At 59.4% G+C, this 20,773-nt stretch carries 18 protein-coding genes; 5 read left to right on the top strand and 13 right to left on the bottom strand.

Translation table 11 applies throughout. The annotated features are described in order from the left end of the window. Positions 1-180 precede the first annotated feature (180 nt). Positions 181-495, top strand: coding sequence for a putative quinol monooxygenase (locus AK821_RS01595; RefSeq protein ID WP_064387838.1), 315 nt, complete (start codon positions 181-183; stop codon positions 493-495). Here the strand turns inward: AK821_RS01595 and AK821_RS01590 are convergent. Further along, the gene (locus AK821_RS01590; protein WP_064387837.1) at positions 485-1,249 is read right to left on the bottom strand and encodes a sulfite exporter TauE/SafE family protein; all 765 of its coding nucleotides are present in this window, start codon (positions 1,247-1,249) and stop codon (positions 485-487) included. The two genes, AK821_RS01595 and AK821_RS01590, sit on opposite strands and share 11 nt — an antisense overlap. A 212-nt stretch (positions 1,250-1,461) precedes the next feature. On the opposite strand from AK821_RS01590, the gene AK821_RS01585 reads away from it, so the two are divergent. The 3 genes from AK821_RS01585 (at position 1,462) to AK821_RS01575 (ending at position 3,388) form a co-directional block, all read left to right on the top strand. Further along, positions 1,462-2,343: a LysR family transcriptional regulator gene (locus AK821_RS01585; protein WP_064387836.1), complete on the top strand. Its 882-nt coding sequence runs from the start codon at positions 1,462-1,464 to the stop codon at positions 2,341-2,343. Between the two features lie 195 nt (positions 2,344-2,538). Next, positions 2,539-3,045 (top strand): flavin reductase, encoded by a 507-nt coding sequence (locus tag AK821_RS01580; protein WP_045123182.1) that lies wholly within the window; start codon positions 2,539-2,541, stop codon positions 3,043-3,045. Between the two features lie 67 nt (positions 3,046-3,112). Beyond that, positions 3,113-3,388 carry a LysR family transcriptional regulator gene (locus AK821_RS01575; protein ID WP_064387835.1) on the top strand — a complete coding sequence of 92 codons (276 nt, stop codon included), beginning with the start codon at positions 3,113-3,115 and terminating at the stop codon, positions 3,386-3,388. Positions 3,389-3,421: 33 nt separating this feature from the next. On the opposite strand, the gene AK821_RS01570 is transcribed toward AK821_RS01575, so the two are convergent. The 7 genes from AK821_RS01570 to AK821_RS01540 form a co-directional block, all read right to left on the bottom strand. Next, positions 3,422-3,982 carry a chorismate--pyruvate lyase family protein gene (locus AK821_RS01570; RefSeq protein WP_064387834.1) on the bottom strand — a complete coding sequence of 187 codons (561 nt, stop codon included), beginning with the start codon at positions 3,980-3,982 and terminating at the stop codon, positions 3,422-3,424. An 80-nt stretch (positions 3,983-4,062) separates the two neighbouring features. Next, positions 4,063-4,428 carry an ArsR/SmtB family transcription factor gene (locus AK821_RS01565; RefSeq protein WP_064387833.1) on the bottom strand — a complete coding sequence of 122 codons (366 nt, stop codon included), beginning with the start codon at positions 4,426-4,428 and terminating at the stop codon, positions 4,063-4,065. A 129-nt stretch (positions 4,429-4,557) separates the two neighbouring features. After that, positions 4,558-6,009, bottom strand: a complete 1,452-nt coding sequence (locus tag AK821_RS01560; protein ID WP_064387832.1) for an efflux transporter outer membrane subunit — start codon at positions 6,007-6,009, stop codon at positions 4,558-4,560. Positions 6,010-6,019: 10 nt separating this feature from the next. After that, a complete protein-coding gene (locus AK821_RS01555) occupies positions 6,020-9,097 on the bottom strand; it encodes a MexW/MexI family multidrug efflux RND transporter permease subunit (protein WP_064387831.1) in 3,078 nt (1,025 codons plus the stop codon). Further along, positions 9,094-10,194 (bottom strand): efflux RND transporter periplasmic adaptor subunit, encoded by a 1,101-nt coding sequence (locus tag AK821_RS01550; protein WP_064387830.1) that lies wholly within the window; start codon positions 10,192-10,194, stop codon positions 9,094-9,096. Before AK821_RS01550 ends, AK821_RS01555 begins: the two co-directional genes overlap by 4 nt. A gap of 135 nt (positions 10,195-10,329) precedes the next feature. Next, on the bottom strand, positions 10,330-11,487 hold the full coding sequence (locus AK821_RS01545; RefSeq protein WP_064387829.1) for an oxidoreductase: 1,158 nt from the start codon (positions 11,485-11,487) through the stop codon (positions 10,330-10,332). 228 nt (positions 11,488-11,715) lie between these two features. Next, positions 11,716-12,624 (bottom strand): NAD(P)-dependent oxidoreductase, encoded by a 909-nt coding sequence (locus AK821_RS01540; protein WP_269084678.1) that lies wholly within the window; start codon positions 12,622-12,624, stop codon positions 11,716-11,718. A 122-nt stretch (positions 12,625-12,746) separates the two neighbouring features. On the opposite strand from AK821_RS01540, the gene AK821_RS01535 reads away from it, so the two are divergent. Then, the gene (locus AK821_RS01535) at positions 12,747-13,979 is read left to right on the top strand and encodes an LLM class flavin-dependent oxidoreductase (protein WP_236708290.1); all 1,233 of its coding nucleotides are present in this window, start codon (positions 12,747-12,749) and stop codon (positions 13,977-13,979) included. Positions 13,980-13,992: 13 nt separating this feature from the next. Here the strand turns inward: AK821_RS01535 and rfbA are convergent, their stop codons facing one another. From rfbA to AK821_RS01510, 5 genes are all read right to left on the bottom strand, one after another. Continuing rightward, positions 13,993-14,916 (bottom strand): glucose-1-phosphate thymidylyltransferase RfbA, encoded by a 924-nt coding sequence (gene rfbA / locus AK821_RS01530; protein ID WP_008083352.1) that lies wholly within the window; start codon positions 14,914-14,916, stop codon positions 13,993-13,995. A gap of 63 nt (positions 14,917-14,979) precedes the next feature. Then, positions 14,980-16,062 (bottom strand): dTDP-glucose 4,6-dehydratase, encoded by a 1,083-nt coding sequence (rfbB, locus tag AK821_RS01525; protein ID WP_064387827.1) that lies wholly within the window; start codon positions 16,060-16,062, stop codon positions 14,980-14,982. 64 nt (positions 16,063-16,126) lie between these two features. Further along, complete coding sequence (locus AK821_RS01520; protein WP_064387826.1) at positions 16,127-18,304, bottom strand: prenyltransferase/squalene oxidase repeat-containing protein; 2,178 nt, start codon at positions 18,302-18,304, stop codon at positions 16,127-16,129. 22 nt (positions 18,305-18,326) lie between these two features. Then, positions 18,327-19,535, bottom strand: coding sequence for a hypothetical protein (locus AK821_RS01515; RefSeq protein WP_224790783.1), 1,209 nt, complete (start codon positions 19,533-19,535; stop codon positions 18,327-18,329). Positions 19,536-19,573: 38 nt separating this feature from the next. Beyond that, a complete protein-coding gene (locus AK821_RS01510) occupies positions 19,574-20,545 on the bottom strand; it encodes an acyltransferase (protein WP_064387824.1) in 972 nt (323 codons plus the stop codon). Between the last annotated feature and the right edge of the window lie 228 nt (positions 20,546-20,773).

The following is a 20,773-nucleotide window of genomic DNA, read 5'->3' as shown; positions in this document are numbered from 1 at the left end:
AGCCTCGGCGCAGCCATTCGACTGGGTGGAGAAGGGAAACTGGAATGGCGGCAGATTAACGATCCTTCTCGCGCGGAATAAGCCGTGATTGCGCAAAATACATTTGACTGAAAAGCACGAATCGAATGCCGATTATTGCCCTAGCATGCGCGACCATCTGCATTTGAGGAGCTATTCGAGATGAGTGAACGCCAGGGATTTATCCTGCACGCCAAGACCCGCCCGGAAAAATCCGCGGCTTTTGAAGCACTGTTCCGCGCCTATGTTGAGCCGAGCCGCGCCGAGCCCGGCTGCATCGAATACCACATGCTGCGCGACAAGGAAGACCCGACGCTGTTCATCTTCTACGAGATCTGGGCGAGCCAGGCGCATCTGGATGTGCATTCGAACCTGCCGCACATGAAGGCATTTTTTGCCGAGCGCATGGAATATCTGGAGCGCGATTTCGACATCCGCCCGATCGAGATGCTCAGCGATTCATCGGCTAACCGCTGATCAGCAAATGGGCGCCGAGCGCGCCCAGTCCAATGAAGAACACCCGCTTGAACAACACAGCGCTGATGCGTTGCCGCAGCCATTGGCCGAGCAACATGCCCAGCACCGCCGGAATCAGCGCCAGCAGCGAGGCGCTCAATTCACCGCCGCCGAGTGCGCCACGCCAGAGCAGGCCGCCGGCCAGCGCCAGGGTCGAGACGGTGAACGACAGGCCAAGCGCCTGCACCAGTTCGTCACGGCTCAAACCCAGCGCCTGTAGATAAGGCACCGCCGGAATCACGAACACGCCCGTGGCAGCGGTGATGATGCCGGTGATCAAACCGCAGACCGGGCCAAGCCAGCCTTCATGGCGGGGGTTTACGCTGAGTGTCGGCAGCAACAAGCCGCTCAGCGCATACAGCAACAACGCCGCGCCGAGTCCGCGCACCACCCAATGTCCGCCGGCCATGCCGATCCACAAGGTGCCGATGCCGGTGCCGAGGAAGATCGTCAGGAGCATTGGCCAGAGGCGTTTGATCAGGCCTTTTAAATGTCCGCCGAATGCCAGTTGCCAGAGGTTGGTCAGCGTCGCCGGGATGATCAACAAGGCGGCTGCCTGCGAGGGCGCCATAGCCAGACCGAGCAGGCCCATGGCGACGGTGGGCAGGCCGAGGCCGATGATGCCTTTGATCAGGCCGGCCAGCATGAAGGTAGCGATGACCAGCAAGGACAGGGTCAGGCCGAGATTTTGGTAGATGTCTGCAAGTGTGTTCATGGCGTTACTGTGCGCCAGTCGGGCCGGGGTGAAAATCTGCCATATACTGAGGTTGCCTCTCTATTTACAAGAGGCTGTAATTTTTATTGCGGCTTCTGGCCCCAGCGCGAGCAGGCTCACTCCTACATTAGATCTGTGGCGAACACAAAACCTGTAGGAGTGAGCCTGCTCGCGATGGGGCCGGCTTAATCCCCCCAAAACCGGCTGCCGACATGCCCTTCGACCTCCCCGACCTGCGCCTCTACCTGCACATCCTCGACCCCGGCAACATTACCGCCGGCGCTGCTCGCAGCCATTTATCGCTCGCCGCTGCCAGTGCCAGAATCCGCGCCATGGAAGCCTCGCTCGGCATCGACTTCCTCGAGCGTGGTCGTCGGGGCGTCACCCCGACACCGGTCGGCAAGGCGCTGGCGCAACACGCCCGCGTGCTCCTGCAACAGGCCGAGCGCATGCAGCAGGATCTGGCGGATTACGCGCAAGGCGTCAAAGGCCAGGGGCGCCTGTTGTGCAATACCACGGCGATCACCGAGTACCTGCCGGAAGTGCTCGCCGAATTCCTGCAGCGCCATGCCAATCTCGACATTGATCTGCAGGAACTGCCCAGCGCACGTATCACTCATGCGTTGCGCCAGGGTGCCGCCGACATCGGCATCGTGTCCGACGCGGTCGACACCAGCGATTTGCAAACCCGGGCGTTCCGCGACGATCCACTGGTGCTGATCCTGCCACTCGAACATCCTCTGTCCGGCTTGAGCGAGGTCAGTTTCAGCGACACCTTGCGCCACGACTTTGTCGGGTTGCGCGCCGACAGCGCGTTGGCGGTGTACCTGGAGGAACAGGCATTGCACGCGGGCGCACGGATGCAGATTCGGATTCGCGCCGACGGTTTCGATGGCGTGATGCGTATGGTCGCGTCGGGCGCGGGCATCGCCATCGTGCCGTTGGCGGCGCTCGAGCGCGCGCCCTTGCCAACCTGCAAAAGCCTGGCGCTGAACGAGCCTTGGGCGCGGCGTAAATTGCTCTTGTGCGCCCGCGAATTCAGCGCATTGCCAAGTTATGCCAGAGCTCTGCTGGACACCTTGTCTGATGCTTGAAGGGCGCGCATTGCCGGTTGATCACACGAGCCAGTATTTCTGCAAAATAAGCACAAGGAATAGCTTGCAAGGTACGTATACATACGTACTATATCGCCAGAGCGAACGTGTTGCCCGATACCGTTTTCGCACAACGACAACGGACAAGGAAGAACGGATCGGCTCCCAATGACCTACATGGAATGAGGTGACGCTGTGGTTGATTCAACGGAGTTTCGTAATGCAATGGCGATGCTGGGGAGTGCTGTCACCATCGTCACAACCGACGGCCCTGCCGGGCGTTTCGGGTTTACCGCGTCGGCGGTGTGCAGCGTGACGGATTCGCCGCCAACGCTGCTGGTGTGTGTCAATCGCTCGTCGTCCAATCACGAGCATTTCAAAACCAACGGCGTACTGTGCGTGAACGTGCTGACCGGTGGCCATCAATCGACTTCCGGGGCGTTCGCCAACCGGCAGTTGACCATGCAGGAGCGCTTTTCCAGCGTCAACTGCCAGACGCTGGTGACCGGTTCGCCGGTGATTGCCGAGGCGTTGGTCAGCCTTGATTGTCGCGTCGCCAAGATCGACGAGGTTGGCACTCACAGCATCTTTTACTGTGAAATTCTCGAACTGCAGCACAGCGAAGCCACGGAAGGCCTCGTCTACTTCAATCGCAATTATTACCGTCTGAACGACGAATTGCGCCTGGCCCCGGATCAGTGAATGCGCCTGCGGGCCGACGTGCGCCAGCGCTGCACGTCGGCCTGACGGTCAAAACAGGGAAGTGCCCATGCTATTCAATGAAGACAACTTCGCGGATATCGACCTGAACCTGATCATCACCTTTCTGGTGTTGTTTCGTGAGCGCAGCGTTTCGCGCACTGCCGAGCGCCTGAACGTCAAACAACCCGCCATCAGTGGATCGCTCGCGCGTCTGCGCAAGCGCTTCGATGATCCGTTGTTTCTGCGTTCGTCGCGAACCATGCACCCGACCTTCAAAGCGCAACAACTGGCGCAGGCGTTGAGCCCGGCGATCAGTCAGATTGAAGCGGTGATTCGGCTGTGATCTTGCGGGAGCGTGCTCCCGCAAGGCTTCAACTCATGACGCGGATTTCAGACCCGAGGCATACTCGATACGGGCCCAGAACGCGGGCAAAAAGCACTCACTGACCAGCAGCGGCGAGCCATTGCGGGTAAATCGCGAGCGCCGCGCCAACAGGCGTTTGGCCTGTGGCGCAAAGCGATGGGACAGTGCCGCCAACGGCGCACCGGGGGATAACAAGGCACACTGGAACGGCTCGCGCAGGGTCTGCTCCGAAGCGTAGAGAATCTCGGCCAGTGGGCGTCCGCCGTAGTTATTCAACTCTGCCCAGTCGCTGTTCAACGCAGGCATGCTGGTCAGGCTGCGCGCCGTGACGCACGCCTCGCCATCCAGCTTCATCACCACTTCACGCACCCAGCCCGTGCTCTGCGCGGGCACGTCCAAGGCGTGCGCCTCATCCGGGTTGAGCACGCCCTGGAACTGCTCGACGACTTCGATGGAGTAGGCGCCCATGGCTTTCAAGCGCGGTGTCAGTGCGCCCGGCAGAAACAGCCAGTGATGCTCCGCGCCGGTCAATTGCGCCAGTGGTCGCGACGACCAGTAATGACTCGTATCCATAACTGCACTCAACCTCCCTGTTGATCGTCAATCCGTTGCTGACGCTGAAGAACGGGTCCTTCAGCGTCGCGTTGTCGTTGTCACTCTGTACTGCTGTCTTCGGTCACTTCGTGCTTGCTGATCACATCAACGGTCTGCTCATCGAACTTGACCGCTGTGAGCAGCGAATCGAGCAGGCCGGGAAACCGCACGTCCATGTCTTCGCGACGCAGCGACAGCAGGTTTTCCCGACCGAAAGGCCGTTGCCAAATCAGACCGCTGTCACGCAGCACTCGCCAGTGGTGAGTCATGGTCGACTTCGATGCGCCTCGAAGAATCCGGCCGCAAGGATGTTCCTGGCCATCGGCCAACACTTTCAACACGGTCAGACGCAATGGGCTGCCCAATGCAGACAGAACATTTTCAAGAAGAATCTGATCCTGATTGGGGTGATTCGGGACGTTCATAGGTAGGTACCTTTGATGATATAGGCGGGAGAAAACTTGCTTGAATTCGTCTATACGAGAACAGTAAGACTATACACAACAAGCCCTTCTCCCGCGACAGCCGTCCCGGTGGCTACGGCACGTCCGAAACTACAGTCCAGCGCTCTTCTCGCCCTGCAGCGGCGGCTCCTGGAACCCGCCGCCCAGCGCTGCCATCAAGGAAATCGAGCTGTCGATGTGCTTGCTGTTGAGGAACGCCAGGCGCATCTCGTCCTGAATCAATTGTTGCTCGATGTTTAGCGCATCGAGGAACGTATCCTCCCCGGCCTTGTAGCGCGACTGCGACAGATCGTAAGACGACTGGGCAATCGTGCAGGCATCACGCTGCACGACAATCTGCTGTTCGAATGAGCGCAGTTGTGTCACCGAAATCGCCACTTCGTGCAGGGCCGAACTCAGCACGCGGTTGTACTGTGCAATTGAACTGTCCAGCTGTGCATTGCCAGCCTTGAGGTCGGAGCGCAGGCGCCCGGCATCGAAGATCGGCAGCGTCACCGTTGGCGCAACGTTCCAGAACTTGCTGACGCCGGCGAACAGCGCGTCCCCGGTCAGCGCGTGCGAGCCTGCAGCCGCGACCAGATTGATGTTGGGATAGAACGTGGTCTTCACCGCGTCGATGTTTTTGTTTTCGGCTTCGACGCGCCAGCGCGCCGCAACGATGTCCGGACGGCGCCCGAGCAGTTGCGCCGGCAATTGCGCGGGCAACGCCACGACGCTGGCTTGCAGACTCGCCGGGCGTTCAATGGTGTGCGCACGATCAACGCCTTTGCCGATCAGCGCCGACAACTGCAACCGGGCGATTTCGATGTCCTCGTTGGCGCCGATCAGTGTCGACTCCGAACGCGCCTTGAGACTCTGCACCTGCTTGAGTTGCGACAGGTTATCGAGCCCCGAGCCATAGCGTGAATCGGTCAGCTCGACCAGTTTGCTCAGTCGCTCCAGATCGCGGCGATTGAGCTCCGACACCTGCCAGGCATACGCCAACTGGTTGTAGGCCTTGACCACATTGACCGTCAGAATCAGGCGCGACGATTGCAGATCGACTTCCGCGGCCATCGCGCTGTTGAGCGCCGACTCCCAGGCGGCACGCTGGCCGCCCCAGAGGTCGAAGGTGTAGTTGAAATTGACCGCCAGGTTGCGCGCGGTGAAGTACTGGTGCCCCTCGCCGCTGTAGTCCTCGAACTTCGACAGGCGACCCCGCGTGACACCGGCCGCCGCGTCCATCTGCGGGTAGCGTTCGGCGTCGCGCAAGTCGAGAAACGCATTGGCCTTGGCCACCCGCGCCGTGACTTCCTGCAAATCCGGGTTGCTCGCATAAGCCTCCTCGATCAGCGCGCCGAGGCGTGGATCACCCAACGATGCCCACCAGTCGCTGCTCGGCCATGCGGCCGGCGGCAAGGTGTCTTTGAGGCTGTCGGAAGGCGCGTCACCAAGAGACAACAGTTTGCCTTGGTGATTGATCCCGGCGTAGTTCACACAACCCGCCGACAACAGGATGGATACCGCCAGAGGCGCCAGCATGAAGCGTGTAATCCGATACATGAAAACGTCCTCAGAAGGTGGTTTGCGGCGCACTGGCCAAAGCGGTTTCAGGGACGCTGGCCGGCTGTTTGATCGAGCTCAGCAAGGTGTAGACCGACGGCAGAATGAACAGGGTGAACAACGTACCGATGAGCATCCCCACCACGATCACCAGGCCCAGGCCGAAACGGCTGTTGGCGCCGGCACCACTGGCAAACAGCAACGGCGCCAGACCGACCACCATCGCCGCAGTGGTCATCAGGATCGGCCGCAGTCGTACTTGCGCGGCGTGCTGAATGGCTTGCACACGGTCCATTCCCTCCTTGCGTTGCAGTTCGTTGGCAAACGCGACCATCAGAATCCCGTGCTTGCTGATCAAGCCGATCAGCGTGATCAAACCGATCTGCGTGTAGATGTTCATCGAAGTCATGCCCAGCGCCAGCGGCACCAATGCGCCACAGATCGACAGCGGCACGCTGATGAGGATGATGAACGGGTCGCGGAAGCTCTCGTACTGCACGCTCAGCACCAGGTAGATGATCACCAGGGCCAGGCCGAAGGTGAACGCCAGGCTGTTGCCTTCCTGCACGTATTGGCGCGCGTCGGACTGCCAGTCGAAGCTGAAACCGGCGGGAAAACTTTCCGATTGTTTTTGCAGGAACTCCACCGCAGCCCCCAGCGTCACGCCCGGTGCCGGAATGGCCTGGAACGTCGCGGAGTTCTGTTGATTGAACTGGGTCAGGCGATTCGGCTCGACCTTGACGCTGAGGGTTGCCAGCGTCGACAACGGCACCGGATTGCCCTTCTGGTCCTTGACGTAATAGAGCTTCAGGGTTTCCGGGGTCAGGCGGTCCGAAGAGATCGATTGTGGAATCACATCGTACGAACGACCGTGGAAAGAGAACCGGTTGACGTACTTCTCGCCGATCAGACTGTTCAGCGTCTCGCCGATGTCCTGCATGCGGATGCCCAGGGCGTTCGCCTTGGCGCGATCGACCTGAATCTCCACCACTGGGTTGTTGAAGTCCAGATCACTGTCGACCACCGCGAACAGACCGCTGGCCTGCGCCGCTTTCTTGAGCTGATCCATCACGTTGAACAGCGCCAGGTAATCCTGATCGCTGCGGATCACCATCTGCACCGGCAAGCCACCGGTGGAGCCCGGCAGAGGCGGCATCTGGAAGACGAAAATGCTCGTGCCTTCGATCTGGTTCACCCGAGCCTGCAAATCCGGCTGAATGGTATTGGCATCGCGGCCACGTTTTTCCCAATCCACGAGGTTGATCCCGCCGACGCTGTTGGACAGGCCGTCCGTACCGTTGGCCACCCAGTTGCTGTAGCCCTCGGGAATTTCGTTGAAAGTCTCGTAGAGCTTGTGCGCGTAGGCCTCCAGGTAGTTGAGGTTGGCGTGCTGTGGCGCCTTGATCGCGGTCAGCAGAATGTTCTGGTCTTCCAGCGGCGCCAGTTCGGTCTGCGCCGAGCGATAGAGGAACGGCAGGCTGAAGAAGATCACCAACGCCACGGTCAGACTGATCCAGCGCTTCGCCAGCGAACCGCCGAGCAATACGCCATAACGACGCGACAGGTTCTGGAAGAAGCGATCGGCCTTGACCGCCATGAACCCTTCACTGGTTTTCGCATCCAGCAAACGCGTGCTCATGATCGGCGACAAGGTCAGCGCGACGATGCCGGAAATCACCACGGCGCCAGCCAGGGTCAGTGCGAATTCCTTGAACAGTGTGCCGGTCAGGCCGCCCATCAAACCGATCGGGGCGTACACCGCCGCCAGGGTGAAGGTCATCGCCACCACCGGCCCGGCCACTTCCCGCGCACCGATCAACGCCGCATCAAACGGAGTCTTGCCCTCCTCGATATGCCGGTGGACGTTTTCGACCACAACGATGGCGTCGTCCACCACCAGCCCGATGGCCAGAACCATGGCGAGCAGGGTCAGCAGATTGAGGCTGAAACCGAACATCTGCATGAGCATCGCCGCGCCAAGCATCGACAATGGAATCGTCACCAGCGGAATCAATACCGTGCGGAACGTGCCCAGGCAGAGGTAGATCACCAGCACCACGATCACCAGCGCTTCGAGCAGCGTGTAAGACACCTCATCGATCGACGACTGAATGAAGTGCGCCACTTCGAAAGGAATCTGTACGGTCACGCCCGGTGGCAGGGTTTCCTGGATCTGTGGCAGCAATTCGCGCACACGCTTGACGATCACCAGCGGGTTGCCGGTGGGCGCTGCATCGAGACCGAGGAACAGCGCCGGTACATCGCTCATCGCGCCGCTGGTATCGGTAGACGCCGCATTCAGCTCGACCGTGCCGACATCGCGCACACGAATGATGTGGCCGTTATCGTTGCGCAGCACCATGTCGCGGAAGTCTTCCACGCTGTTCAGGTCCGTGTTGACCCGCAGGTTGCTGACCACATACAAGCCTTTGACCTGGCCGGGTGCAGCCTGGAAGTTGTTGCCCTCGATAGCGGTCGAAACGTCCTGTCCGGTCATGCCATATGCGGCCAGGCGTTGCGGGTCCAGCCACAGGCGCATGGAGAGTTTCTGCTCGCCCATGATGTTGATCTTGGCCACACCTTCGATGCCGGCGAACATCGGTTCGACGACGCGGGAAATGTAGTCCGACATTTCTGGAATGGTCAGGTTGGAACTGGCAAACGCCACGTAAGCAACACTGGTGAAACCACCCGAAGTGCGCTCGACCACCGGATCGTAGGCGTCCTTGGGCAAGCGATATTTGATCTGGTTGACCTTGGCCATGACCTCGGTCAGCGCCGCGATGGAATCACTGTTGAGCGCCATGCGGATCGTTACCTGGCTGCGGCCCTGAGTCGAAGCCGAAGACAGATAATCGATGCCCTCGACCGAGGCCACCGCCTGGCTGATCGGCTGCGTGACGAAGCCCTGCATCAGCTCCGAGGAAGCACCCGGGTATTGGGTCGTGACCGTGATGGTCGACGTTTCCAGCATCGGATACTGGCGGACCGGCAGGTTCATCAGCGCACGCACACCGAACAACAGGATCAGTGTGCTGACCACCACGGCCAGCACCGGCCGGCGAAGAAAGAGGTCGGTGAAATTCATTTTTCCAGCCCGCTGAGTTTGAGAGCGATCGTGTCCGGGATACCTTCCACAGCGACGCCGTCATGCAGTTTCAATTGCCCTGAAGTCACCACCTGCGCGCCGTCGCTCAAGCCTTTGTCGACCACCGCCCAACCATCGCGACGCTCGCCGACCTTGATGCTTTCACGCTTGACCTTTTGCACACCGGCTTCGTCGGTGTAGACCGAGAACACACTCTCGCCATAGGCGTTGTAAGTGATGGCGGTTTCCGGAATGAGCAATTCGGCGGTCTGCGGCAATGTCACCGAGACCCGTGCATACATGCCTGGACGCAGAAGTTTTTTGGTATCGGTGATGACCGCTTGCACATTGATGGTGTGGGACTGATTGATCTGTGGATCGACCGCAACAATCTTCCCGGCAAACGTCTGGTCCGCCCAGGCATCGACCTTGGCCTGCACCGTCTGCCCCAGTTGCACTTGCGAGCCATCGCGCTCGGCGAGGGTGAAGTTGACTCGCAACACGCCGGGATCCGTCAGCGTTGCTACCGCACTGCCAGCCTGCAGATATTGACCCAAGTGCGCCTGGCGAATACCGAGGGTGCCGGCAAATGGCGCACGGATATGACGCTGGGCAATCTGTGCCTGCATCCGTTCCATGTCGCCTTTGGCTGCGTCGAATTGCGCCCGGGCACTGTCGAAAGCACGACGGCTTTCTGCGCCGCTTTTGGCCAGCTCCTGAACTCGGACGAATTGAGCCTTGGCCGATTCGAACTCGCCTTTGAGACGTACCAGTTCGCCCTGCTCCGGCGCGTCATTGAGTTTGAGCAACACCTGCCCTGCCGCCACTTGATCGCCGGACTCGAAATCGATGTCCACCACTTTGCCGCTGACTTCGGCCGAGACCAGCACCTGACGCTGCGCTTCCAGTTTGCCGATCGCTTCGAGGTAGTAGGTGTACGGTTGTTTTTTGGCCACGGCCAGACCGACCCGAGTACTCGGAATGCGCTGGTCGGCAGCGGCTTGCGGTGGCGCCCAGAAGCGCCAGCCAAGAGCAGCGGAAAAGATCAGCACAAGTAAAACAAAAACAATCGATTTAATGATATTTCGGGCAAGCATATGGCACTCCCTTGACTCTTTATTGCGAGCACAAAAGTTCAGTTATTAAGAAAATAAAGGTTGTTGCACAAAACAGGCGCGCTATATATCCCTGTGGCAATTCACGTGTAACGCGCCTGTTTTGTTAGTTACCTGTCAAGCCGCTGCCAGCGCATTGGTTTTATCCAGATAATATTTACCGATACCGTGCAAGTTCAAAGGCGACAACGTGAAGTGCTTCGAACCGGTATGAATGTCGCGGAAGCAGCGTTCCAGGAAGTGCGACTTGTAAACCGCCTTCGAACCGGCCATCGAAAAGATCTGATTGACCGCGCTCACCGAATTTTCGGTAAGTACCGAAGCCGCCAGCCCGACCCGTGCGCTGACCGGTTCACCGAAGGTTTCACCGCGATTGATCACTTGGTGAATCGCGTCTTCGAGCAGCAACTGGGCGGTGTGCACCGAAGAGATCGCCCGGCCGGTTTTCTCGAAAATTACCCCTTCCAAACCTGGATCGGCATTGACGGCGCGGTCGTTACGGAAGTGATCGACTGCGGCCCGAGCCACGCCCAACACGGTGGACATCGCCGCCAGCGTGCCGAACTCGTAATAACCGGTGGCGTAGGCACGCGAACTGCGTGCCTCAGGGGATTGCTTGAGGCTTTCGGTGTTCAGGGAGAAGGCCTTGTTGACCAGCACCTGCGAGCATTCGAAGTGATGGCTGCCGGTGCCGCGCATGCCGAGGGTGTCCCAGGTCGGGAGGATTTTGCATTGGCTGGCCGGCACGAAGAACATGCGCACTTCTGGCGTAGTGTTGTTTTCGGTGCCTTTGACGGTGGCGGTGCAGACCAGCCAGTCGGCATGCGCCGAACCGCTGGCGAACGCCCAACGGCCACTGAGCAAGTAATCGTCACCCATCGGCAGCGCTTCGCCACCGGAGTGAATAGCACCGATGACAAAGCCGTCGCAGTGATTGTAGATAGCCTCAGAAGTGCTTTCCGGCAAGTAGTCGGAGAGTCGGCCCATGGCCACCTGCACCGCCAGCTGCCAGGACAGCGAAGCGTCGTGACGGGCAAATTCGAGCAACAGGGCGGACGTGGTCTGGATATCGACCTGTGATCCGCCGAACGCCCTGGACACCGAAGTGCGGCCAAAACCTTCCTTGAAAAATTGAGACATCACATCCTTGTGCGTCGCGTTCGTCTGCTCGCTGTAATCTCGGTGCTGAACGATCAGCGGACTCAGTGCACGCACCTTCTCAAGCCATTCACTGGATTCGGAGGGAAGGCTGTTCCATTGCATTAGATTCTTCATAACGGCTCCTAGCTATTATTTATTAAGGGTCAGCAGATGAAAAAACAGACAGAATTTTATTGTTGTTAAACCCCGATAAAAATGTACGTCTACAGTCGTACATTGACAAGCGTTATTATCAGACTTCTTGCATATTTCAGTAAAAAACCAATAACTGTCCGACAATAATTCCAGGCGCAAAGTGTCAGCCGAACTTGCACGCAAGTTACGGTCTGTACAGTTAATTTGTTACCTGGAGCCGGCGCGTCGGGCACTGACCTCTGAAAGTGATGCCCAGTCCTGATCGGCCTGACCATGGGCCATGCCATCGAGCAGGTTATCCTTCAACACACTGGCAAACGGCAGTGGCACCTGCGCAGCCTCGCCGGCCTCCAGCGCCAGGCGTACATCCTTGAGCCCCAGCGACAGTTTGAATCCGGCAGGCTCGAACTGTTTGTCGACCATCAGTTTGCCGTAGCCCTGATAGACCGGAACCGCGAACAGCGTCGAGGTGATCATCTCGATGAAATCCGCGCGGCTGATCCCATAACCATTGGCCAGGGTCGAAGCCTCAGCGGTCGCTTCGATCGCGGCGGCAATCATCAGATTGGCCGAGAGTTTGGCCACGCAAGCGCTTTCAGCGTCTGCGCCGAACGGCCAGGTCTTGCGTCCCAGCACGTCAAACAATGGCTGTACCCGCGCCAGTGCATCAGCGGCCCCGGAAGCGAGGATATTCAGGTTGCCAGCCGCCGCGACGTCCACCCGACCCAACACCGGTGCCGACACATAACCGACACCGCACGCCGTGTGCAAAGCTGCCATTTCCCGGGCCAGGGCGACAGACACTGTGGACATGTTGACGTGAACGCTGCCGGGCGCCAGACCGTCGATGGCGCGGGCATTCAGAAACACCGCACGAATCGCCGCATCGTCACCGAGCATTGAGATCAGCACCTCGGCGCGAGCCGCGAGCGCCGGGCTGTCGACGGCTTCGGCACCGGCAGCAACCAACGCCTGTAACGGCGCCGCCGAACGGTTCCAGACGCGCACCCGATGTCCGGCTTTCAGCAGGTTCAGCACCATCGGTGCGCCCATCGTACCCAACCCGATAAATCCCAGTTCCATGTTGCGCTCCCGTCTAGATGAGGTCTTCGAAATCCGTTCGAACGATGATCCACGATTGCGATTGTACGTGTACAGGCGTACATTTCAAGTGCCTCGAAGATTTAACCTTCGCGGCAGGGTTTCAAACAAACCTTTACCCAAGGCAAGGAGGCTTTATGCAATTCGGGATCTACACCGTTGGCGACGTCACGCAAGACCCTACCAACGCCCGTACCCCCAGCGAATCGGAACGCATCCAGGCGACCCTGCAAATTGCGCAGAAAGCCGAAGACATCGGTCTGGATGTTTTCGCCACCGGCGAGCATCACAACCCACCGTTCATCACCTCCTCTCCCACCACGCTGCTGGCCTACATTGCCGCGAAAACCCAGCGCATCATTCTGTCGACGTCCACCACCCTCATCAGCACCAACGACCCGGTACGCCTGGCCGAAGAATATTCGCTGCTGCAAAACCTCTGCGGCGGGCGCATGGACTTGATGCTCGGGCGCGGCAACACCGCACCGGTCTATCCATGGTTCGGCAAAAGCATCAGCGACGGACTGCCGCTGGCGATGGAAAACTATCGCTTGCTGCATCGGCTCTGGCGCGAAGAAGACATCAACTGGAGCGGACGTTTTCGCACCCCGTTGAAAAACTTCACGTCCATTCCCCGTCCGCTGGACGACCTGCCGCCCTTCGTCTGGCATGGCTCGATCCGCACCCCGGAAATCGCCGAACAAGCGGCGTATTACGGTGACGGTTTTTTCGCCAGCCACATCCTCTGGCCGCGTGAACATTTCATGGCTCTGGTCGAGTTCTATCGGGCGCGTTTCGCCCACTACGGGCATGGCACGCCGGAGCAAGCCATCGTCGGTCTCGGCGGGCACATTTTCATGCGCCGCAATTCTCAGGATGCCCGCCGCGAGTTCCGTCCGTACTTCGACAACGCGCCGGTGTATGGCCACGGTCCATCCCTGGAAGAGTTCATGGAGATGACCCCGCTGGCCGTTGGCAGCCCGCAGGAAATCATCGACAAGACGCTGACTTTCCGCGAGTACTTCGGCGACTATCAGCGCCAGCTCTTTCTGTTCGACCATGGCGGTATTCCGTTGAAAACCGTGCTGGAACAACTCGACATGTTCGGCAAGGAAGTGCTGCCGGTGCTGCGTGAAGAAACCCGCAAACGCCGCTCGCCGCTCGCCGCCGAAGCACCGACCCACGCCAATCGCCTGGCACATCTGCAATCGCTGCAGATGCCGTCTGTCGATCAACGCCCGAACGCCAATACCGCGCAAGCGGACAGCGTCCCGGCCACTAAAACCGCAGAAAGCGGGCGTGCTCGCGAAAGCGCCCGTGCGGGGTGTTCGCCCCTCCGAGCGCTTCGTCGGCAAACTCGCTCCACCTGACGCTGCTGACCAATCAGGCCGCGCCCTTCAACGAGCGCTGGGCATCCAGCACCGTCAGCACGTCATCGTTGATCAGTCGTGCCAGATACTGACCGTAACCGGTCTTGCTCATGCTGCCCGCCAGCACCAGCAACTGCGCGTCATCGATCCAGCCCTTGTTGTAGGCAATCTCTTCCAGGCAAGCGATTTTCAGACCCTGACGTTTCTCGATGGCCTGGACAAAATTGCCCGCTTCCATCAACGCGTCGTGAGTCCCCGTATCCAGCCAGGCCATGCCGCGGCCCATCACCGAAACGTTCAACTGTCCGCGTTGCAGGTAAACATTGTTGACGTCGGTAATTTCCAGTTCGCCGCGTGGTGACGGCTGGATCTCGGCGGCAATGCGCAGCACTTCGTTGTCGTAGAAATACAGGCCGGTGACGGCGAAGTTGGACTTCGGCTCGCTCGGTTTTTCGCAGATGCTCAGGGCCTTGCCGCTGGCGTCGAATTCCACCACGCCAAAGCGTTCCGGATCCGCCACGTAGTAGCCGAACACGGTCGCGCCCTCTTCGCGGGTCGCGGCCTGCAACAGCGTTTCGCCGAAACCGGCGCCATAGAAAATGTTGTCGCCGAGCACCAGGCAGACGTTGTCATCGCCGACAAACTCGCGACCGATGATGAACGCCTGCGCCAGGCCGTCCGGGCTCGGCTGCACGGCATAACTCAGGCTCAGGCCCAATTGGCTGCCGTCACCGAGCATGCGCTGGAAGCCCGGCAGATCTTCGGGCGTGGAGATGATCAGGATCTCGCGAATTTCCGCCAGCATCAGCACCGACAGCGGATAGTAGATCATCGGTTTGTCATACACCGGCAGCGACTGTTTCGATACGCCCAGAGTGATTGGGTGCAACCGCGAGCCAGCGCCGCCCGCCAACAGAATTCCCTTGTACTTGGCCATGCCTGTTTCCTTTTCAGCAATAAATGACTGACGCCAGCCGGCGTCATTGAACGGGGGTTGATTTCAAGCCACGCGGGCTTCTTGCAGGTGGTCGCCGAGGCGCTCCAGGGCATAGGCGCCGGACATCACGCGAATCCACCAGGCGCGATTGTCGAGGTACCAGCCGACGGTTTTTTTCATGCCGCTTTCGAAGGTTTCCTGCGGCGTCCAGCCCAACTGCGCGTGGATCTTGCCGGCATCGACGGCATAGCGCTTGTCGTGGCCCGGACGATCCTTGACGAAGGTGATCAGGTCGCGGAAATGCGCGACCCCGGCCGGCTTCTGCGCCCCACGTGCTTCAAGCAGATCGCACAAGGTGTGCACCACTTCGAGATTGGTTTTCTCGTTGTGACCACCGATGTTGTAGGTCTGCCCCACTTCACCATTGCTGACCACCGCGTACAGCGCCCGGGCGTGATCCTCGACAAACAGCCAGTCGCGGATCTGCGCACCGTCGCCGTACACCGGTAGCGGCTTGCCTTGCAGAGCATTGAGAATGACGTGCGGAATGAGTTTTTCCGGGAAGTGATAAGGCCCGTAGTTGTTCGAGCAATTGCTCATCACCACCGGCAGCCCGAACGTGCGGTGCCAGGCCCGCACGAGGTGATCCGAACCGGCCTTGGTCGCCGAGTAAGGTGAGCTGGGCGCATAGGCGGTCGTTTCGGTAAACGCCGGATCTTCAGGCTCCAGATCGCCATACACCTCGTCGGTGGAAATATGGTGGAAGCGGAACGCCTGCTGGCGCTCAGCGTCCAGACGGTTCCAATAACCGCGCGCGGCTTCGAGCAGGGTGTAAGTGCCGACGATGTTGGTTTCGATGAAAGCCTGAGGGCCATCGATCGAACGATCCACATGGGATTCGGCCGCCAGATGCATCACCGCATCCGGCTGCAGGCGCATGAAGATTTCGTCCAGCGCCGGCCTGTCGCAAATATCCACCTGGCAGAAACGGTAGCGCGGTGAGTCCGCGACCTCAGCCAGCGATTCCAGATTGCCGGCGTAAGTCAATTTGTCGAGATTGATCACTTCGCAGTCAGTTTCATTGAGCAGAAACCGCACCACTGCCGAGCCGATAAAGCCCGCGCCCCCTGTCACTAAAATTTTCATCAGCGCCTCCCCTGGCAAAATGATGATTCACAGTCCTTCGATGCTGCCCGCCTTCAGGGACGGGTCAGTTCAGTAATGCCACCCAGTATTGCGACAGGCCTTGCTCAAGAATCAGCAGCGTCTGGATGCAGACGAAGCTTTCGTCGGTGGTCGCCGAGGTCGAGTTGAGCGGGCCGAAACCACCGTCCTGTTTCTGGTGAGCCGCGATCCAGTCCTTCGACGCCTGTAAATGCGTCGGCTGAGCATCGAGCAGGTACATCGCCGCAATCGCCATGTAAGTACCCACCAGACTGACTGCCTTGCCTGGCCGATAGTGGAACGAGCCGTTTTCCAGTTGCAGGCTTTGCAGCCATGCCACGGTCTGCCGTGCATCGACGATGCGCCGGTTGAGAATGAACAGCGTGGACACCACGCGATACACCGAAAACGCATCCGGTGGATAACCCGGCTTGTTGCCGAATCCGCCGTCAACCGAGCGGCAGCGCAAGGCGAACGCCATCACCGCTTGCTCATCCGTAGCCTTGGCGCCGAGCGCATGCAGCGACAACACGGCAAGGTTGGTGTGCCAGATATCGGAGCCGAAACCCGCCACGTCGCCGAACCCGCCATCGGCGTTCTGGCACGCTTGCAGATAGCCGACACATGCCTGCGCATCGGCCGGCAAGGCACCCAGCACGCGAAGCGACAACACCGCACAGTACGTGGCGAAGACATCACTGAGGTGCCCGGGCTGTTCGGCAAAACCACCGTCGATATTTTGCGAGGCCTGAATGCAATCGATCAGGCTCGCCTTGTTTTCAATCTGCAGACCCAATGCATGCAGATCGGAGATCACATGCAGACCGGAAAACACCTGCCAGGTCTTGTCAGCGCGAAAGCCCAGCGGTGTGGTTTCGGCGGTCAACCCGTAAGGTGTCTGATTGGACGCCCGGGCCTTGGCCAGCCACGCGAGATAACGTTGCAGATCGACATTGATCGACGGCACGCCGCGCGGGTGAATGTCCTGCACGTCGCCGCCGCCATCGATCACCTCCAGCTCGCGGCTCACCCGATCGGCATTGTCGTGCGCTTGTGCAACGGTAACCGGCGCAATGGATTGCAAGGCATGCGCCGCAGCGAGTTGGGTTTTCAGACTCTTCAAGTGCAGCGGCAAGTACGTCAGGTTGCCGATACTGAAGATCCCCGGCTGACGCGGCGGTGCCCAGAACTGGCGAATGAACGGCACGGTCGGGTCATCGGGCGTTGACCAGAAATAGCCTTTGCCCATGAACAGCCCACCGTTGCAGGTGTCGTGAAACTCCAGCAGCGCGGCCGTCACCGACGCTCGATCACTTTCGCTCGCGCCTCCCGGCAATGCCTGGATCACCTGCAACAGCAACGCCACGTCATACGCCGTTTTGATCGGAAATGGCGACTCATGATGCTTGTAGGAGGTGTGCCAGTCGCAGCGAACCTTGCCGTTGATGCCGACTCGATCCCAATAACCGCCATAGGCCGGGTCGCGGAACAGCGCCAGAGTCTGCAACAGAAACGAGCGCGCCAGATTGGCCAGCGCGTTGTCGTCACGCACACTGGCCAGACGCGCCAGCACCAGGCTGACTTGCGCCCGTACCGCACAACGGCTCAGCGCGACGTCGACGCAAGACTCGCTATCGCTGCCCGCCACGCGGGCGATCAGATTTTCCGCGTGGACCTGCAAATGCCCGACCAGACCGAGGCCCAAAGGCTCGTTGTCGATACGCGCCAGCAGGGCCGTGGCGCTGATGTCGAGGTCGATCGATGTCGCAAGCTCCAGCGGCGTCGACCAGTCGCTGGTATATAACCCGGCGACTGTGGATCTGGCGTAGAGCGCTTCGACTCGCTCGAGCATGGCGGCAATCACCCCACGGTTGCTGGCGTCCTCCGGCACCCGGCGCTGATAGGCAATCAATGCTGCCAGCGCATCCAGTTGCACTGCCAGTGTTCTGCAACGGCCCGAACCATGTGGCGTCCAGTAGCGATCGGCAAGTTCGTGAAAACCTGCGTTCGCGACGTCATGCAATCGCATCAGCCCGGCATGGGCGAAACGCAGTTGCGCGTCGTCGCCGTGTTCGGCCTGATAAAGCGTTGCGTCGATCTGATCCTGCAACTGCTTGTCGCTGGAAATCGCGACTTTCCCACTGGCATCGGTGACGGCAAAAAAACCACCGAATTCGATGTCCATGAGGCCTTGATCAAATTGAAACTGCGGATGCAGCGCCATGGTGAATCCCTCTTCCGTGAGGTTAAGCCGCTTTGCTTTCGGTCAGCGGCACAACCGTGCCGTTGCACAATTCGATGATACGGGTCGCCGCGCGTACCGCGCCTTCGCCGTCCGGTGCCGCCACTTGTCGATGGGGCGCGTAGTACGCCGGCGACCGGGTGTCTTTCTCCAGTTCGTTTTGCACCAGTTCGACGATACGGTCACGGTCGTGCCCCAGGTGAGTCGGGAAACCGAGCAGTTCCAGGCGGCGCAACGCTTCAAGTTCGTGGTATTCCGACTTCGATGGCAGCACGAACAGGGTCGGAATATGCAATGCGGCGATTTCCGTCACGGTGATCCATCCCGGAGCCGAAATCAGCAGTTCGGCCTCGCGCAGCAGGCCCATCCAGTCCGGGTAATACGGCACGCAAACCACACCGTCCTGCGCCTGGATATCCTGACGCCCCAACAGCACCAGTTTCAGTTCCGGATTGCGTTCACGCAGGATCCGGAAGCTGTCGAGATAAGCGGCGAGCAGCGCATCCTTGTTTTGCGCAAACATAGTGGTGCCGCTGATCGACGCGACAATGAACGGCGAATCGCCAAGGTTCAGTTGCTCGCGCACGTTCAGGCCGCTCTGCACATTGATGTCGCGAATCATCGGCCCGACAAAGTGCGCCTTGCCGCTGAGCAGCGCTTCGGCGACCGGCGTGCCGTGATCCAGAGAAGCCACGTACGGCTTGTCAGTCAGCACCAATTGGCTCTGGTTGATCATCCAGTTGAACTGGCTGTGCAGTGCGGTGCGGGCCCGGGCCATTTCCAGCGCATTGACCTCGAAACCGCCGTCGGCCAGGTCATGGTCTTCCAGCTGGCAGAGGGTGAAGTCATAGCGTTCGGTGACGAACACCAGCGGCGTACCGCTGAAAATCGCCGCCAGACAGGCCGCCATGTTGTAGTCCGAGACCAGCACGGTCGGTTTGTATTCGGCGATCAGCGCCAGGTAGGAAAGAATTCGCTCACCGGACAAAAAGGTATTGGCGATATAACCGCCGATATAATTGGCCCAGTCGAGTTCTTTCGACAAGTTACTCTTTTTCGAGTAATCAACCAGGCGACCGGCAATATCTACCACTTCAATACCGGACTGTTCGAACAGCGGCGTGAATGTCGGCTGCAAAGAAGCCAGCGCCACAGTCAGCGGCATATTCGGGCTTTGCTTTTTTATCGCCTGAGCGATGGAAAGCGCACGCATGTTATGACCGGAACCTGTCGGATTTGGGGCAAACAAAATCATTCTTGAATCTCCATTAGTTGAACAACGCCATGAACCACAGTGTTTTCCAATACATCCCTTATAACCACCGAGTGTGGTTTTATAACCGCACCATCACCAACACTCAGTGGACCAACCAAGAGCGCGCCCTCACCGATGACGCAACGACTTCCTATCCGTACGGGAGCCTCTTCCCAAGGCAACGAGCGAAATGAATGATCGTGAGTTGAAGCCACAATCGTGACGCCCGCCGCCACCTCGCTGAACGCGCCGATCGATACGCCGCCAGCGGCTTCGATGACCACGCCTTCACCGAGCCGGACACCCGTGCCGAGTTCGATACCGCCCAGTTGCGACATCCCGCCCTGACGGCTGCTGCGCCCGATCAGAATGCAATCGTGGGCGATTTCCACCGACGCACCACCGCGTAATTCCGCGTCGATCAACGCTTCGTCGCTGATCTCCCACGTAGCGGTTTCAGGGTTCAACGATTTCAGCCTGGCCACCGATTGCGTTGAGCGATCAAGCATCGACGGCAAGCCCGAGCGAGCTCTTTCACGGACTTTTGCCAGCACCTGTTCCGGGCTTGGGCGGCCATCCTCGACCACCGAGCGCCAGCCGATGAAGCGCGCCGGGCGCCCCACCATGATGGCGTCAGCCGGCACATCTGCCGTGACCAGCGCACCGGCGGCGATCACTGCGCCTGCACCAATGCTGACTCCCTCGTTAACAGTAACCTTGGCACCCAGCCAGACGTTCTCGGCAATCCGGATCGGCGCCTGCGCGGTGCCCATGCAGTGCACACCCGTGGCCAACATGCTGGAAGTGCCGATTGCGGCAAACTGCACATCGCAGCGAAAACCGATAAAACAGTCATCACCGACCTGGACATTTTGTAGACGAGTGCCAGCGCGCACCCAGACATGGCGGCCAAGTACGCTGCCACTGTCCACTGTCGTCGAAACTTCAATTACGTTTACGTCGTCCACAATCCAGCCTCATTCCATGATGCCAAGCACAAGTGATTTGACGCACAAAGATATCCCGCGCACGCAGTCAATCGATGCGAACTAATCGTTAATTGTTTATTTAAAGCTCACGCAAAGCACGCAGGACATTGCGTCCGCGCAACTATTAACTGAATGTTCCATTCAACTACCAGTGCTCATTAACGACAGGTAGAAGTCAACGCTTGCGCCAATGGCCAAGTCAGTCGT

This window comes from Pseudomonas sp. RIT-PI-r (assembly GCF_001297015.1).
Lineage (GTDB): Bacteria > Pseudomonadota > Gammaproteobacteria > Pseudomonadales > Pseudomonadaceae > Aquipseudomonas.
Note: the sequence above shows the minus strand (reverse complement) of the source record. Positions and strands in the feature narration are given on the sequence as shown.